Raw genomic sequence first — 13,044 nt, 5'->3', positions numbered from 1 at the left:
CGGATGGAGAACGACATGACGGCGATTGTGCGTATCGACGACGAAGTGATCGACGTCGGAGAATTGCTCAGGCTTCTCAAGTTGAATGGACAATTCGATAGCCTCATCGAACAACTGGTGCGCGACAAGCTGACCGTACGCGCTGCGAAGAAGTCAGGCATCAAGCTGAGCGACGATGAAATTCAGACGCGCGCCGATCAGTTCCGCCGCATTCGCGGGCTGCATCGCGCGGCGGATATGAACAATTATCTGGATGCGCTGCACGTGAGCCTCGATGAATTCGAGACATTCATTACCGACACGCTCTATCAGGAAAAGATGCTCGAACGTGTCGGCACCGAGCGCGAGGTCGAAGAGTATTTTCAATTGAATTCGCCGAGATTCGATTGCATCGAAGTGAGTCATATCCTGCTCGACACCGAAGGCAGCGCCAAGGAAATGATTTCGTATCTCAATGACGACCCCGATAGCTTTGCAGAGATGGCGCGTGAGCACTCGATTGCCGACACGCGCGATCAGGGCGGCGTCATCGGCCGGGTGATGCGCGGGCAAATGAAGCCCGAGATCGAAGCCAAGGTATTCAATGCGGAACCGGGCGATTTGCTCGGACCGTTCATGTCCGTGGATGGTTCGTCGTACGAGATATTCGCCGTGACGGCCAAGCATCCCGCCTCGCTCGATGAAGACGTCACCGCTGAAATAAGGCGTTTGCTGCGCGACGAATGGATGGTCGCGCGCGCTCAGGAACACGTGATCGAAGCTCGATAACCAGAACACGAAAACCGACACGACATGGACGCTCCATCGAATCTGGACTCGCCGGCCGACTTTCTCGCGACAGTCGAAATTCTCTCGCCTTTCACGCGCGAGGAGATCGGGCAGTTGGCCGAGCATGCGGAGTCGCGCCGTTATGGCTTTGGCGAAACCGTGTGCAATGCGGGCGATGCGGCCGATGGCCTGTATATCGTCAAGGCGGGTTCGGTGCGTGTCTTTACCGAGGAGCACGGAAAAGAAATCAGCATGGGCGTGAAGAAGGCGCCCGAGACGTTCGCCGATATTGCCATGCTGCGCGACTATCGGCATGAATCGTCGGTGCGGTCATCGGGTAAGACGGAGGTATTGTTCATTCCGCGTCAGGTCATCGAGCCGGTAATCGCTAAGAACCCTGCCGCGCTGGCGTTCGTTACGAGTTTTGTCGCCATTGCGTCGGCGGGCGGCTTCGTGGCTGCGCTGTTCGATTTGCGTGGCAAGCTGGATCGTGCGGAGTTGGAAGAATGCGTGCGTAGCGTCGGCGTCAAGCGCGTGGGCGAGGGAAAAGAAATTCTCAAGCAGGACTCGCGCGAAGATCGCCGGCTTTATGTCGTGCGGCAAGGCGAAGTGCGGATCGTGCGCGAAGAAGGCGGCACGGAGCACGTGCTGGCCACGCTCGGCCCCGGTGAGATATTCGGCGAGAAAGCGTGCGTGATGCGACAGGAGCAAATGGCGTCGGCTATTGCAAATGTCGATACGCGCTTGCTCGTGATCCCTGAAAAGACAGTGCATTTCATTATCGAGCGCAACGTCAAGCTGCGTGAAGTGCTCGAAGAACGCATTCGCTTCGGCGAACGCGAGCTACAGCGTCAAAAGAAATTATCCGAGCGCCGTAAGCTGCCTGCGATGCTCGATTTGCAAAGCAAGCCCGAACTGGGCGAGCGCGTTCTCAAGCGCTTTGCGTGGATCGAGCAAGCGGAGGAAATGGATTGCGGCGCGGCCTGTCTTGCGATGATCTGTCGTCACTACGGCATCAGCATGACGCTAGGCAAGCTGCGTGAATTGGCTAATGTGACCACGCAGGGCGCAACGCTCGATTCGCTTGCGCGTGCGGGTGAATCACTCGGCTTTACCACGCGCGGCGTGCAATGTTCGATCGAATCGCTGCGTGGTTTCGAATTGCCTTTGATAGCGCATTGGGAAGGCTATCACTACATCATTGTTTATGGCGTTTCCAAGGAAAACGTGTGGGTAGCGGACCCGGCCGTCGGTTTCAAGAAGATGACGGTGGGCGAATTCGAGCGCGGCTGGAGCGGCACGTGTCTGCTCTTCACGCCTGCGCAGGATCTTGCCGCACAGAGTGTATCGCGTTCGCCGTGGATACGTTTTGTCGGCTATCTCAAGCCGTATAAAAAGATTCTGCTGCATTTGTTCCTGGCGACCTTCGTGATTCAGGTGCTCGGCGTGATACCGCCGCTCATCGTCCAGAACATACTCGATGGCGTGATCGTGCATCAGAACGTGAGCCTGCTGCACGTATTGATTGCGGGCCTCATCATTTCCAGTGTGTTCACTCAGTTGATGTCCACGATCCGCGCGTATCTCGCGAATTTCATGGTGCGCAACATGGACTTCGCGATGATGTCGGGCTTCTTCAAACACACGTTCTCGCTGCCATTCAGTTTCTTTGCCAAACGCAAGACGGGCGATGTCTTCGCGCGCTTTCAGGAGAATCACACGATCCGCGCGTTTCTTACCGAGTCCACCGTGACCACGGTATTGAATCTGCTGATGATCTTTATCTACTTCACAATCATGTTTCTCTATAACGTGAAGCTGACGCTGGTACTGATCGCCTTTGTCATTCCGATGATGGCGCTGACCGTGCTTGCCACGCCGCGCATCAAACAAAATGCGCGTGAAACTTTTTCTACCGCCACGGACGCGCGCTCTTACTTGATGGAAGCGCTGGGTGGCGTGGAAACCGTGAAGGGCATGGGTATCGAGCGTGCCGTGCGTCTAAAGTGGGAAAAGAAATACGCCAAGTCACTCGAATTGCAATACAAGTCGCAGCGCTTCAATATCGGGGTGGGTCTATGCAGTCAATTGCTCAATGCGGGCACCACCATCGCGGTGCTTTGGGTCGGCGCGAATCTCGTGCTCGTGCGTGAATTGAGCATTGGCCAATTGATTGCGTTCAATGCGTACATGGGCAGCGTGCTGTCGCCGCTGATGGGTTTGATCGGCTTGTGGAGCCTGCTCAACGATGCCGGCGTTGCAATGGAACGTTTGGGCGATGTGCTCGACATGGAACCCGAACAAAAGCCATCGGACATGGAACAGCGCGTCATGCTGCCCGACCTGCAAGGCGAAATCAGCTTCAACGGTGTGTATTTCCGTTATGGTGAGGGCGAGACGCCTTATGTGCTCGAAAACATCAGCTTCGATATCAAGCCGGGAGAATTGATCGCGGTAGTGGGACGTAGCGGTTCGGGCAAGACGACACTCGCTAAATTGCTGGTGGGTTTCTATGCGCCGACCGAAGGAAAGATGACGGTAGACGGTTATGATCTCAACGTGATCGACAAGGGTTTTTATCGCGCGCAGATCGGCTATGTGATGCAAAGCAATCTGCTGTTTTCCGGCACCATTGCCGACAATATCGCAAGCGGCGATGAAGCGCCGGACCGCAAGCGTATCGAGGAAGTCGCCAAGATGGCGGATGCGCACGCGTTCATCGTCAAGATGCCTTTGGGTTATGAGCAAGTCGTGGGCGAACGCGGTGTAGGCTTGTCAGGCGGGCAGATTCAACGGCTTTGCATTGCACGTTCTCTGTATAACGACCCGCGTCTGCTCGTATTCGATGAAGCCACGTCCGCACTCGATACACAATCGGAAAGCAATATTCTGGGCAACATGCAGGAAATTCTCAAAGGGCGCACGGCGGTCATCATTGCGCATAGACTTTCGACGATCATGCGCGCCGACAAGATTCTGGTGCTTTACGAAGGCAGCATCGTCGAGCAGGGCAGGCACGACGAACTCGTCGCGCGTAAAGGCATGTATTACCAACTCGTGCAGAAGCAACTGAGCGCAGCATGAAAATACTCGACCAACCCGAAAGTGAAAACAGCGCACCCGCATCCGCCATTTCGTATGCGGGGCTGATCGAGAAGATCGAGATTTTGCGTTCGACGCTGCGCTGGACATCACGGCTCGAACGCCCTGAGATCGAAAAGCTCTTGCGGCAAGCAAGTTCCTTGCGCGATGAAGTCATGCAGCTTTCGCATAAGGAGCGTTTCGTTCAGGCGGCCGCTTCGGAGCCGCGACGTGACATGACTTCCGGCGCACGAAGGCAGGCGTTGATCGAACGCAGCTTCGTCTTCGAAGGCACGTTCGGCGATAACCCCAAACTGCTGGAAGCGCTCGAAATTGCCGAAAAGGCCGCGCCAACCGATCTTCCCGTGTTGATCGACGGCGAAAGCGGAACGGGCAAGGAACTCATGGCGAAAGTCATTCACGCGAACGGTTCGCGCGCGGATAAGCCCTATATCTCCGTGAATTGCGGTGCCATTCCAGACAATCTGCTCGAATCGGAATTGTTCGGACATCGAAAGGGTGCGTTCACGGGCGCCACGAATGACCGCAAGGGGAAATTCGAAAGCGCGCATACCGGCACCATCTTTCTCGATGAAATCGGCGAATTGCCGCTATCGGGGCAAGTCAAGCTCTTGCGCGTGCTCGAAGCGCACGAAATTCAGCGCGTGGGTTCCGATGAACCCATTGCGGTCGATACGCGTATCGTCGCGGCGACCAATCGCAATCTGCGCAAGTTCTGCGAGGAAGGGCGCTTCCGGGAAGACTTGTTCTATCGCCTGAGCGTGATTCATTTGACCTTGCCTGCGCTCCGTGAACGGCGTGACGAAATTCCGCTTCTGCTTTCCTATTTCGGCGATGAGGCGGCGGCAACGCTCAAACGCAGACCGGTGAAACTCTCGCCGCGCTTGCGTGACTTTCTTCGCAATTACGATTATCCCGGCAATATCCGCGAATTGCGCAATGTGGTCTATCGGCTCGGGTGTCTGGCGGGCGACATGGCGGACATCGACCATTTGCCGGTGGACATACGGCCCACGTCTTCGTTGTCTTTGGCCATGGGCGGCCCTTCGGCCACCGCGAATGGCATTGCCACGGCGAGTTCGCTTAGCGAGGCCAAGCGTGTCGCAAGTGATGAAGCGGAGCGGGCGTTTCTTGAGCGCGGCTTGCAGGAGACGGGCGGCACCGTGGCGGAACTTGCGCGGCGCTATGAGATGAACCGGTCGCATTTGCAAATGCTGCTTAAGAAGCATGGGTTGCATTCGAAGGATTTTCGTGCGGCGGCTAGGGAGAGTAAAGGGAATTAATAGAGTTATATGTAGGCGGCAGCGCTCGATCTGATGGAGAGTGCTTTCGTGCAAAGCGCTGCTGTTGATTGGGCTTTTATTGCAGTAGCCGCCTCCCCGGCGGGGGGTAACTTTCTTTGCTGCTGCAAAGAAAGTCACCAAAGAAAGCAGCTTTTTACCCCCATGCACGATGGCTGGAGAGGGTGGCCTGAATTAACGATACAGTGGCCGCAATAGGACGTTCAACGCTTAACAAGCCGCTTAGGCAACCTGGCGATTACGCGCTCCAACTCTCTAGTCTATGTGGACCGCAGTCATTCAATCGGCCATGCGCTGCGCGCGCCGAGAACGTAATAACGGAATCCCGCAGCGTATGAGTGCCCAGCCACATCACACCACATCGCACCTCTCCCATTGGGCCCTACCTTGGTAAGTGCTTCCGGGCAAAGCGTGCACACCAACGCATGTCACCTTTTAGTCGGAGCACTAACCAAGGTAGGACCGAATAGCAATCTTGCGGGGAAGTGTGATGTGGCTGGGCGCTTATAGACTGCGGGGTTCCGTTCTAAAGCTCTCGGCGCGCGTAGCGCATGGCCGAAAGAATGAACGCGCTCCACTAACGCTAAAGAATTCGAGCACGCAATCGCTAGGTTGCCCATGCGCTTAACGAACCGTGGGACATCCTATTGCGGCCACTGTATCGTTAATTCAGACCACACATTCCAGCCATCGTGCATGGTTTAAAAAGCTGCTTTCTTTGGTGACTTTCTTTGCAGCAGCAAAGAAAGTTACCCCCCCGCCGGGGAGGCGGCTACTGCAATAAAAGCCCAAACAAGAGCAGCCCCTTGCACGACATATAACCAACAACCGGCAAACACAACTCACACCCCGGGATTAACCTGCGTCTTCTCCTCACTCATCGCATCCTTGGCGCGCGCAACGACCACAGAAATATTATCCCGCCCCCCACGCCTCAACGCGAGCTCAAGCAAATTCTGCGCGGCAAGCTCGCAATTATCCTCAGCAAGTTCACAAGCCATTTCTTCTTCGCCGACGTAATTCGACAAACCATCGCTGCATAGGAGGAAAGTATCGCCGTCGCTCACATGAATGGCGTCTTCATCGAGTTCCAGCACATCGAGCGCGCCGACTGCCCGCGTGATGAGATGCGCCGCCGGATGATTCAGCGCTTCTTCCGCCGTCAATTCTCCACGCGCCTTCATTTCCGCGACATGGCTATGATCGCGCGTCAATTGCACGAGTTTGCCGCGCCGCAGCAGATAGATGCGGCTATCGCCCGCCCATAGATAACCGCACGTATCTTCGCGCGCGGTCAGCATGACAACCGTGCTGCCGATGCGCGCCACCTGCCGCCGCGCGGCCTCCGCGCGCAAGCGGGCGTTGACATCGAGCAAGCGTGTGCGGGCGTCCGCAACGCTGCTGTCGGCGCTCAGGGCGGCCAGGCTATCGACGACCATCCGGCTCGCCACATCGCCGACGGCGTGACCGCCCATGCCGTCCGCGACAGCCCACAGGCCACGCTCGGGTGCATCGAGCACGGCGTCCTCGTTGATCTGACGCACGCAGCCCACGTCGGAGCGCGCAGCGGATGTCCAGCGAAATTCGGTCGTGAAGGTCAAGGCAACCTCCGGGTAAGCCGGGTGACGCGACCAGCGCGCGAGGTCCGGTCATTGTGCGCTCGTGCGCACGCCTTCGAATGTCGATCAACGAACAGTCGTTACCACCGGGAACGGCATCACGTCGCGCTGTTCGCAGCGATGGCATTCGGGCTGACCGCGAGAATCGCGTTGTTGCCCGTATTGCTCACGTTCACATTCTGGAACTGGTTGATCATCTGGCCGGCGTTATAGGTGTTGTTCGTGATGTCGTACACATTCACGACGCCCCCGCCGAGCGCGGACTGCGGACGGTCTGACACATAAGGCGTGATCCATCCGTACACCCACGGCGCGCCGCCGCCGCCGCTCAATGCGCACATTGCCTCGCGATCAAGATCGCGGTCGTGTTCGAGATCGGTAATGGTGATCTTGCTCATGTCGGTTCTCCGGTTTGGTTTTGCAGGCTTGACGCATGAACTCAATGCAAGGGCCATGCCGACTTATTCGTCTACAAGCCCGATTCCTTAGCCGACCTTTAGCGGCGTGCTTTAGCGCCTTTAGCCGCCTCGCAACGCGTCCGAATGAGTTGGATATGCACCGACTTTGTCGAGTCGCAGGGCGGTTTAGGACCAACACATTTGTCCTCATGGTTAGCCGTTAAGAGTGACGCTAAGAAGCCAACATATAGGGCAAAAATCATGTCGGCCAGAACCGCACATATCGAAGCATCATTAGCCCTCGGAATACAACCAATCACATTGAATTCAACGACTTACAAACCCTGGCAAGAAACCTGCAATTGGCTTCGCAACAAGGCGCCAAACAAACACTCCGGCGCCATCAACCGAACAAAAAACGGAGCGAGCCATGAACACCAACCAGCAACGCGATTCGATCCTTTCGATCGACGACGAACCGGCGCCCGGCACCGAGCTCGTCACGCGCCGCTGCGGTTATGACCACCACGGTCTTTATGTGGGCAATGGAATGGTGATTCATTACGCCGGCTTTGCGAAGTCGCTGCATCGCGGCCCCGTCGAAGAAGTCACGCTCTCGCAATTCGCGGGCGGTCATGAAGTAACGATTCGCCAAAACGCTGCCGCTAAGTTCACCGGTCTCGACGCCGTGCGTCGCGCCCATGCCCGTCTCGGCGAAGACAGCTATCGCCTGCTGACCAATAACTGCGAGCACTTCGTTTCATGGTGCCTGCATGGTGAAGCGCGCAGCCAGCAAGTGCGCGCCTGTTTCGCGAATCCGCGTACCGCGCTTCAGGCGGTGACGGGACTCGCGCGCGCCTATCTGGCCGCACAACGTCGCCGCGCCAATGCGGCGGCCGTGCTTGCCGCCTGAACCATCGCTAAGCGAACGAAGGAGCCCGTCATGCAAACCACTGAAAACTCATTGCACCGTGCCGTTGAAAAATGGCTTGCGCCGAGTGCCGCTCATCCGGCGCGTGTCGTGCGGCTGTGCCGTTCGAACGTCACGGGCATGCGCTATGTTTGTATCGAAATGCCCCATGCGGGCGGTCCGGTCGTGATCCTTTTCTTCAGGCACGACGATGGCTCGTGGAACGTTTTCCCGCAGGAAACAAGGCGTCCGGCGATGTCCGCGCAACGTCTCGCGGCTTGAAGCTGAAAGACAGCAGTATCCCCGGCTTTGACACGAACGACGCGCTTTCGCTACTCTAGTGACGATAAGCAAGGCGCACGGACAGCGGCGGTCATGGTAATTTCCCGTCCGTGAACCAGTTCGTACAATATCGAGGACCTAAGCCGATGACCCAGCCCGACTCCATTTCCTCCAACCGCGCGATGCCCGATTCCGAACTCGGCGACAATCCGCTCGGCATCGCGGGGCTGGAGTTCGTCGAGTTTTCCAGCCCCGACCCGCAACAATTGGCAAGCCTGTTCGAACGTCTGGGCTTCGTGCCTGTCGCACAGCATGTCAGCAAGGCCGTGACGCTTTACCGTCAAGGCAGCATGAATTTCTTGCTCAACGCAGAAGCGGATTCATTTGCCGAGCGCTTCGCGCAATCGCATGGCGTGGGCATTGCCGCCATCGGCATTCGCGTGATGGACGCGCAAACGGCGCATGAACGCGCCATTGAATTCGGTGCTTGGGATTTCGAAGGCGAAAAGATCGGCCCGAATGAATTGGCAATACCGGCTATTCAAGGCATTGGAGATTCGCATATTTATTTCGTCGATCACTGGCCGGGCAAGAACAGCGGCGAGGCATCGATCTATGACATCGACTTTCGTCCTATTGCCGGCGCCAATAGCGATCTACACGGCACGGGTCTTCTCGAAGTGGATCATTTCACACAGACCGTTGGCGCGGGCCGCATACGCGACTGGCTGGATTTTTACGGACAGGTATTGCACTTCGAGGAAATTCATCAGGTGCATCCCGACTGGCACGTATCGCAGGATTCGGCGGTGACCGTGTCGCCATGCGGTTCGATCCGCATTCCGGTTTATGAGGAAGGCACGTATCGCACGGACCTCATGCAGCAATATCTGCCCGATCACGAAGGCGAAGGCGTGCAACATATCGCACTGGCATCGGCGGATATCTTTGCTTCGGTTGATGCGCTCGCCGCACGCGGCGTACGGTTTCTCGTACCGCCCTCGCGCTATTTCGATCAGATCGATGAACGTCTTCCCGGTCACGGACTCGATATCGAACAATTGCGCAAGCGCGGCGTGCTCGTCGATGGCGAGATCTTGCCGGACGGCACGCCGCAGCTATTTCTACAGATTTTCGTGGAGAGATCGCCGGGCGACATGTTCTTCGAAATAGTCGAACGTCGCGGTCATCATGGCTTTGGCGAAGGCAATTTAAGCGCAATTGCCAAGGCGCGTGGCTAAAGATTCTTAGTGCCGCGCCTTAAGCAATTTACTGCACGACGATCGTTCCCTGCATGTGCGGATGAAGCGAGCAAAAGTATTTATACGTGCCCGGCTTGTCGAATACATGCGAGAAACTGTCGCCGCTGTCGAGCGGGTCCGACTTGAACGATTTGCCTTCATCGGCCACGGTATGCAGCATGTCGTCATGATTCACCCACGTGACTTTGGTCCCTACCGGAACCGTGACGGTAGGCTGACTAAAGGCGAAGTTATCGATGCCGATAGTCGGCGCATTCATCGCCACGACTTGTTTTGCAGGTTCCTCGGCGCAAGCGGTGGGAATGATGCCGATCACGCCTTTGACCACGAGCGCAAGCGCTGCCTGACGCATGACCTTGAGTGCGACGAGCCTGAGATTGGATGGCGAGACATAGCTCGCGAGCATGGTCGCGTTCATGATTGGGCCACGGCCAGCGCCGTGTCCACGACTGCGAGTTGTTCATGTCCGCGCACATGCGTGACTTCACGCAAGCCCAGCATCGAGCGCAATCTATCCGACGGCACCTTCATCGGTCCGGGGCCTGCGGGATCGCCCGGCGAGGGCTGCGGGAACGCGGTGGACATCGCCGAATAGAAACGCATTTCTCCCTCCACTTTTTGCGCCACCTGATGAACGTGGCCATTCAAAACCGTCACTGAACCAAAGCGCTTGAGCATGGCAAGCGCCTGCGCGCTGTCATCCGTGCCCCAGCCCCATTGCGGATAAAGCGCCCATAAAGGAATGTGCGCAAAGACGACGATGGGCGTGCTGCTCGAACGTCCCTGCAAATCGGCCTTGAGCCATGCGAGTTGCGCATCGCCGAGAAAACCCAATCCGCCGCCCTTCAAATCGATCACGTTGGTAAGGCCGATGAAATGCACGCCGCCCTGATCGAAGCTGTACCAATGGCGATTGCTGCCCTTGCCGTATTGCTCGGAAAAGCGGTCAAAGAATGGATTGCCGTCTTCGACCAGAACGTCATGTTCGCCCGGGACGTAATGCACCGGCATGCCCGCCGCGCCGATGATCTGCGTGGCCGTGTCGAATTGCGCGGGCTTGGACATATGCGTGATATCGCCCGTGTGAATCATGAAGGCAGGGCGCTGTTTCATGGTGCCTACACGCTTGACGGCTTCTTCGAGCGTGCTGGTCGGTTCCGTATTCGGATCTTTATTGAAGCCGATATGACTGTCACTGATCTGCACGAAACTGAATGAGTTTGTCTTGACTTCGGCGGCATCGGCGGACGAAATGATTTTCGACATCGGCACACCGCCGCTAATGGTCCACAACACGCCCGCACCGGCCCATGCCATGCATGAGAGCGCGGTCCGGCGGCTTTTGCCGTGTTCGTCGAGTTCATCGTGTATATCGTTGTTCATGGCAATTCCCTTTTTAGGCTCATGAGTTCGATGGCGGCCGCATTCGATGAAAAAATTCCTAGAGCTAAGGCGCGCATGGCGGCACGGAACATGAGCGCAAGGCCGGTGCAGTCGGCGTTGCTGTTGCGACGCTTCGGCATTCGTCCATCGAACCGGCTAAAGGGGCGCGATATTCCCGCTAAATTTTTTGAATTGGCGGAAAAATACGGGAATAAAGCCGTTGAGTCGGGCGTAATGGAGGGCAAGGGTGCAAAGCAATTCAATGCGCCGCCCGATTCGATATCCGTTTAAAAGGAGACCCGCGCGATGTGGCCAGGCCGGTCGAGAGAAGAGAAGTCCGCGCGTCGCGATTCAGGCGGGGCGGGCGAGGCATTGCACGCGCGTTTCGAGGCGCTCGTGGTGCCGCATCTGGATGCCGCGTATAACCTCGCGCGCTGGTTATCCGGCAATGCGAGCGACGCGGACGATGTCGTGCAGGAAGCGTATTTACGCGCGTTTCGTTTCTTCGGCGGATTCGAGGAAAAGGAGGACAGCAATGCGCGGGCGTGGCTGCTGGCCATCGTCCGCAATACATGGTTCACGGAATGGCGGCGACGCGTGAATTTCGCGGACGCCACGCCCTATGATGAAGAAATCGGCGGCGACGAAGCCTTGCCGGGTTGGTCCGACGAAGCCGGCGCCGATCCCGAAACGCTTGCCGTGCGCCGTGATGAAGTTCATCTTGTGCATCGCGCTTTGGAAGCGTTGCCGATTGCATTTCGTGAAGTGCTCGTATTACGTGAGTTGGAAGACATGAGTTACAAGGAAGTGGCCGCTGTGACAGGCGTGCCGATCGGAACGGTGATGTCGAGGCTGGCGCGCGGCCGCAAGATGCTGGCGGGGGCGGTGCGCACGGCGCAAGGACAGGACAAGCCGAATGTGAGGCTCGTGCGTCGCACGGGTCCGGGTCAAGCCGAGGAGTCGGGAAATGGAAAATAACGACACCGCCTCGCTCCAGACGAGGCTTTCCGATGGATCGCTCTATCAACGTGCGCCGGTGCATTTGCGTGCGCAGGTCGTGGCGCGCGTGCGTGAAGAAGCGCAGGCGCAGGAACGTGCGCAACAGCGTGACCGCTTGCCCGAGCGGCGCTCGCAATCGAGAGGTTGGGGCTTATCGCTTGCAGGACGCGGATCGTTCTTTGGCGGCGCATTCGCAGGCGCGAGTCTGTCGGCGATCGTGCTTGGCGCGGTGCTTTGGCTACAGGCCGTGCCACGCTTGACGACGGGTTCGCCGGTCGCGCAGGAGATCGTGTCGAGCCATGTGCGCGCGTTGCTGTCGGACCGCGCCATCGATGTGATCTCCAGCGATAAGCACACCGTCAAACCGTGGTTCAACGGCAAGATCGACTATGCGCCGCCGGTGATCGATCCTGCCGGTCCGGGCTTCGCGCTGGTGGGCGGGCGGCTGGACTATATCGATCATCGGCCCGTGGCCGTAGTGGTTTATCGCTACCTGAAGCATCCGATCGACGTCTATGTTTTTCCCGAGCATAAGAACGGACAGGCACCGGTGGAAGCCAAGAGCGATAAAGAAATCACGCCGGTGGTCACGCAATCTGATGATGGCTATGCGCTCGCACGCTGGAATCATGACGGCATGACGTTCTGGGCCGTGACGGATGCCTCCGGTGCCGTGCTCAGGCAATTCGCGCATGCGATCGAAACAGGAGCGCCGCGCTAAATCATTTCAAGTGTGCGTTAGGTTGCGCGCGGTTCGCCTAAAGGTGACCGCGCGTTTTTTTATGAATAGGCGCTGTCTAAATACTTTCCCTTAGCCACCGAATCAATTTCGGTCGCATTCTTATGCGCCAAAACGGTGCTCATCACTTGTTTATTCCAAGCGCTCAAAGATTACATAGCGTTAGATGTTGCCAAACGCTCGTCCGATTCGGGTATCTCCGAATATGGTCATATCCTTACAATTTTCTAAACTCAGTCAGCGCCCGTGTAATCGAATCAATGCGAAAAGCGGGGACGGGG

The 13,044-nt window shown here is 57.2% G+C and carries 13 protein-coding genes; 9 read left to right on the top strand and 4 right to left on the bottom strand.

Annotated features, from left to right (window positions below; translation table 11 throughout):
• The first annotated feature begins 15 nt into the window (after window positions 1–15).
• Genes ACZCWR_RS20045 through ACZCWR_RS20035 form a run of 3 tightly spaced genes read left to right on the top strand, consistent with a single transcriptional unit; the run spans window position 16 to window position 5,153 of the window.
• Window positions 16–768, top strand: a complete 753-nt coding sequence (locus tag ACZCWR_RS20045) for a peptidylprolyl isomerase (RefSeq protein ID WP_487303371.1) — start codon at window positions 16–18, stop codon at window positions 766–768.
• A gap of 24 nt (window positions 769–792) precedes the next feature.
• Complete coding sequence (locus tag ACZCWR_RS20040) at window positions 793–3,852, top strand: peptidase domain-containing ABC transporter (RefSeq protein ID WP_487303370.1); 3,060 nt, start codon at window positions 793–795, stop codon at window positions 3,850–3,852.
• Entirely contained in the window at window positions 3,849–5,153 is a 1,305-nt protein-coding gene (locus ACZCWR_RS20035) for a sigma-54 interaction domain-containing protein (protein ID WP_487303369.1), read from the top strand. The genes ACZCWR_RS20040 and ACZCWR_RS20035 overlap by 4 nt, the downstream gene beginning before the upstream one ends.
• 860 nt (window positions 5,154–6,013) lie before the next feature.
• On the opposite strand, the gene ACZCWR_RS20030 is transcribed toward ACZCWR_RS20035, so the two are convergent.
• Both ACZCWR_RS20030 and ACZCWR_RS20025 read right to left on the bottom strand, forming a co-directional pair.
• Entirely contained in the window at window positions 6,014–6,772 is a 759-nt protein-coding gene (locus ACZCWR_RS20030) for a PP2C family protein-serine/threonine phosphatase (protein WP_487303368.1), read from the bottom strand.
• Between the two features lie 116 nt (window positions 6,773–6,888).
• A complete protein-coding gene (locus ACZCWR_RS20025) occupies window positions 6,889–7,188 on the bottom strand; it encodes a hypothetical protein (RefSeq protein ID WP_487303367.1) in 300 nt (99 codons plus the stop codon).
• A 430-nt stretch (window positions 7,189–7,618) separates the two neighbouring features.
• On the opposite strand from ACZCWR_RS20025, the gene ACZCWR_RS20020 reads away from it, so the two are divergent.
• The 3 genes from ACZCWR_RS20020 to ACZCWR_RS20010 all read left to right on the top strand — a co-directional run bounded on the left by ACZCWR_RS20020 (window position 7,619) and on the right by ACZCWR_RS20010 (window position 9,621).
• Window positions 7,619–8,101 carry a lecithin retinol acyltransferase family protein gene (locus ACZCWR_RS20020; protein ID WP_487303366.1) on the top strand — a complete coding sequence of 161 codons (483 nt, stop codon included), beginning with the start codon at window positions 7,619–7,621 and terminating at the stop codon, window positions 8,099–8,101.
• 30 nt (window positions 8,102–8,131) lie between these two features.
• Complete coding sequence (locus ACZCWR_RS20015) at window positions 8,132–8,380, top strand: hypothetical protein (protein WP_487303365.1); 249 nt, start codon at window positions 8,132–8,134, stop codon at window positions 8,378–8,380.
• Between the two features lie 146 nt (window positions 8,381–8,526).
• A complete protein-coding gene (locus ACZCWR_RS20010) occupies window positions 8,527–9,621 on the top strand; it encodes a 4-hydroxyphenylpyruvate dioxygenase family protein (RefSeq protein ID WP_487303364.1) in 1,095 nt (364 codons plus the stop codon).
• 28 nt (window positions 9,622–9,649) lie between these two features.
• Here ACZCWR_RS20010 and ACZCWR_RS20005 read toward each other — a convergent pair whose 3' ends face one another.
• Together ACZCWR_RS20005 and ACZCWR_RS20000 are read right to left on the bottom strand one after the other, a co-directional pair.
• A complete protein-coding gene (locus ACZCWR_RS20005; protein WP_487303363.1) occupies window positions 9,650–10,060 on the bottom strand; it encodes a cupredoxin domain-containing protein in 411 nt (136 codons plus the stop codon).
• Window positions 10,057–11,025: a metallophosphoesterase family protein gene (locus tag ACZCWR_RS20000; protein WP_487303362.1), complete on the bottom strand. Its 969-nt coding sequence runs from the start codon at window positions 11,023–11,025 to the stop codon at window positions 10,057–10,059. The genes ACZCWR_RS20005 and ACZCWR_RS20000 overlap by 4 nt, the downstream gene beginning before the upstream one ends.
• Here ACZCWR_RS20000 and ACZCWR_RS19995 point away from each other — a divergent pair.
• The 3 genes from ACZCWR_RS19995 to ACZCWR_RS19985 are packed head-to-tail and all read left to right on the top strand — an operon-like array spanning window position 11,008 to window position 12,745.
• Window positions 11,008–11,316, top strand: coding sequence for a hypothetical protein (locus ACZCWR_RS19995; protein WP_487303361.1), 309 nt, complete (start codon window positions 11,008–11,010; stop codon window positions 11,314–11,316). The two genes, ACZCWR_RS20000 and ACZCWR_RS19995, sit on opposite strands and share 18 nt — an antisense overlap.
• 15 nt (window positions 11,317–11,331) lie before the next feature.
• Window positions 11,332–12,003: an RNA polymerase sigma factor gene (locus tag ACZCWR_RS19990; protein WP_487303360.1), complete on the top strand. Its 672-nt coding sequence runs from the start codon at window positions 11,332–11,334 to the stop codon at window positions 12,001–12,003.
• Window positions 11,993–12,745: an anti-sigma factor family protein gene (locus tag ACZCWR_RS19985; RefSeq protein ID WP_487303359.1), complete on the top strand. Its 753-nt coding sequence runs from the start codon at window positions 11,993–11,995 to the stop codon at window positions 12,743–12,745. The genes ACZCWR_RS19990 and ACZCWR_RS19985 overlap by 11 nt, the downstream gene beginning before the upstream one ends.
• The last annotated feature ends 299 nt before the right edge of the window (window positions 12,746–13,044 follow it).

This window comes from Caballeronia sp. A2-2, from assembly GCF_057612605.2.
Note: the sequence above shows the minus strand (reverse complement) of the source record. Positions and strands in the feature narration are given on the sequence as shown.

Excerpts from the sequence above, each read along its gene's own strand:
- ACZCWR_RS20045 (WP_487303371.1), top strand. The coding sequence starts at position 16 with ATGACGGCGATTGTGCGTATCGACGACGAAGTGATCGACGTCGGAGAA.
- ACZCWR_RS20040 (WP_487303370.1), top strand. The coding sequence starts at position 793 with ATGGACGCTCCATCGAATCTGGACTCGCCGGCCGACTTTCTCGCGACA.
- ACZCWR_RS20035 (WP_487303369.1), top strand. The coding sequence starts at position 3,849 with ATGAAAATACTCGACCAACCCGAAAGTGAAAACAGCGCACCCGCATCC.
- ACZCWR_RS20025 (WP_487303367.1), bottom strand. The coding sequence starts at position 7,188 with ATGAGCAAGATCACCATTACCGATCTCGAACACGACCGCGATCTTGAT.
- ACZCWR_RS20020 (WP_487303366.1), top strand. The coding sequence starts at position 7,619 with ATGAACACCAACCAGCAACGCGATTCGATCCTTTCGATCGACGACGAA.
- ACZCWR_RS20015 (WP_487303365.1), top strand. The coding sequence starts at position 8,132 with ATGCAAACCACTGAAAACTCATTGCACCGTGCCGTTGAAAAATGGCTT.
- ACZCWR_RS20010 (WP_487303364.1), top strand. The coding sequence starts at position 8,527 with ATGACCCAGCCCGACTCCATTTCCTCCAACCGCGCGATGCCCGATTCC.
- ACZCWR_RS20005 (WP_487303363.1), bottom strand. The coding sequence starts at position 10,060 with ATGAACGCGACCATGCTCGCGAGCTATGTCTCGCCATCCAATCTCAGG.
- ACZCWR_RS20000 (WP_487303362.1), bottom strand. The coding sequence starts at position 11,025 with ATGAACAACGATATACACGATGAACTCGACGAACACGGCAAAAGCCGC.
- ACZCWR_RS19990 (WP_487303360.1), top strand. The coding sequence starts at position 11,332 with ATGTGGCCAGGCCGGTCGAGAGAAGAGAAGTCCGCGCGTCGCGATTCA.
- ACZCWR_RS19985 (WP_487303359.1), top strand. The coding sequence starts at position 11,993 with ATGGAAAATAACGACACCGCCTCGCTCCAGACGAGGCTTTCCGATGGA.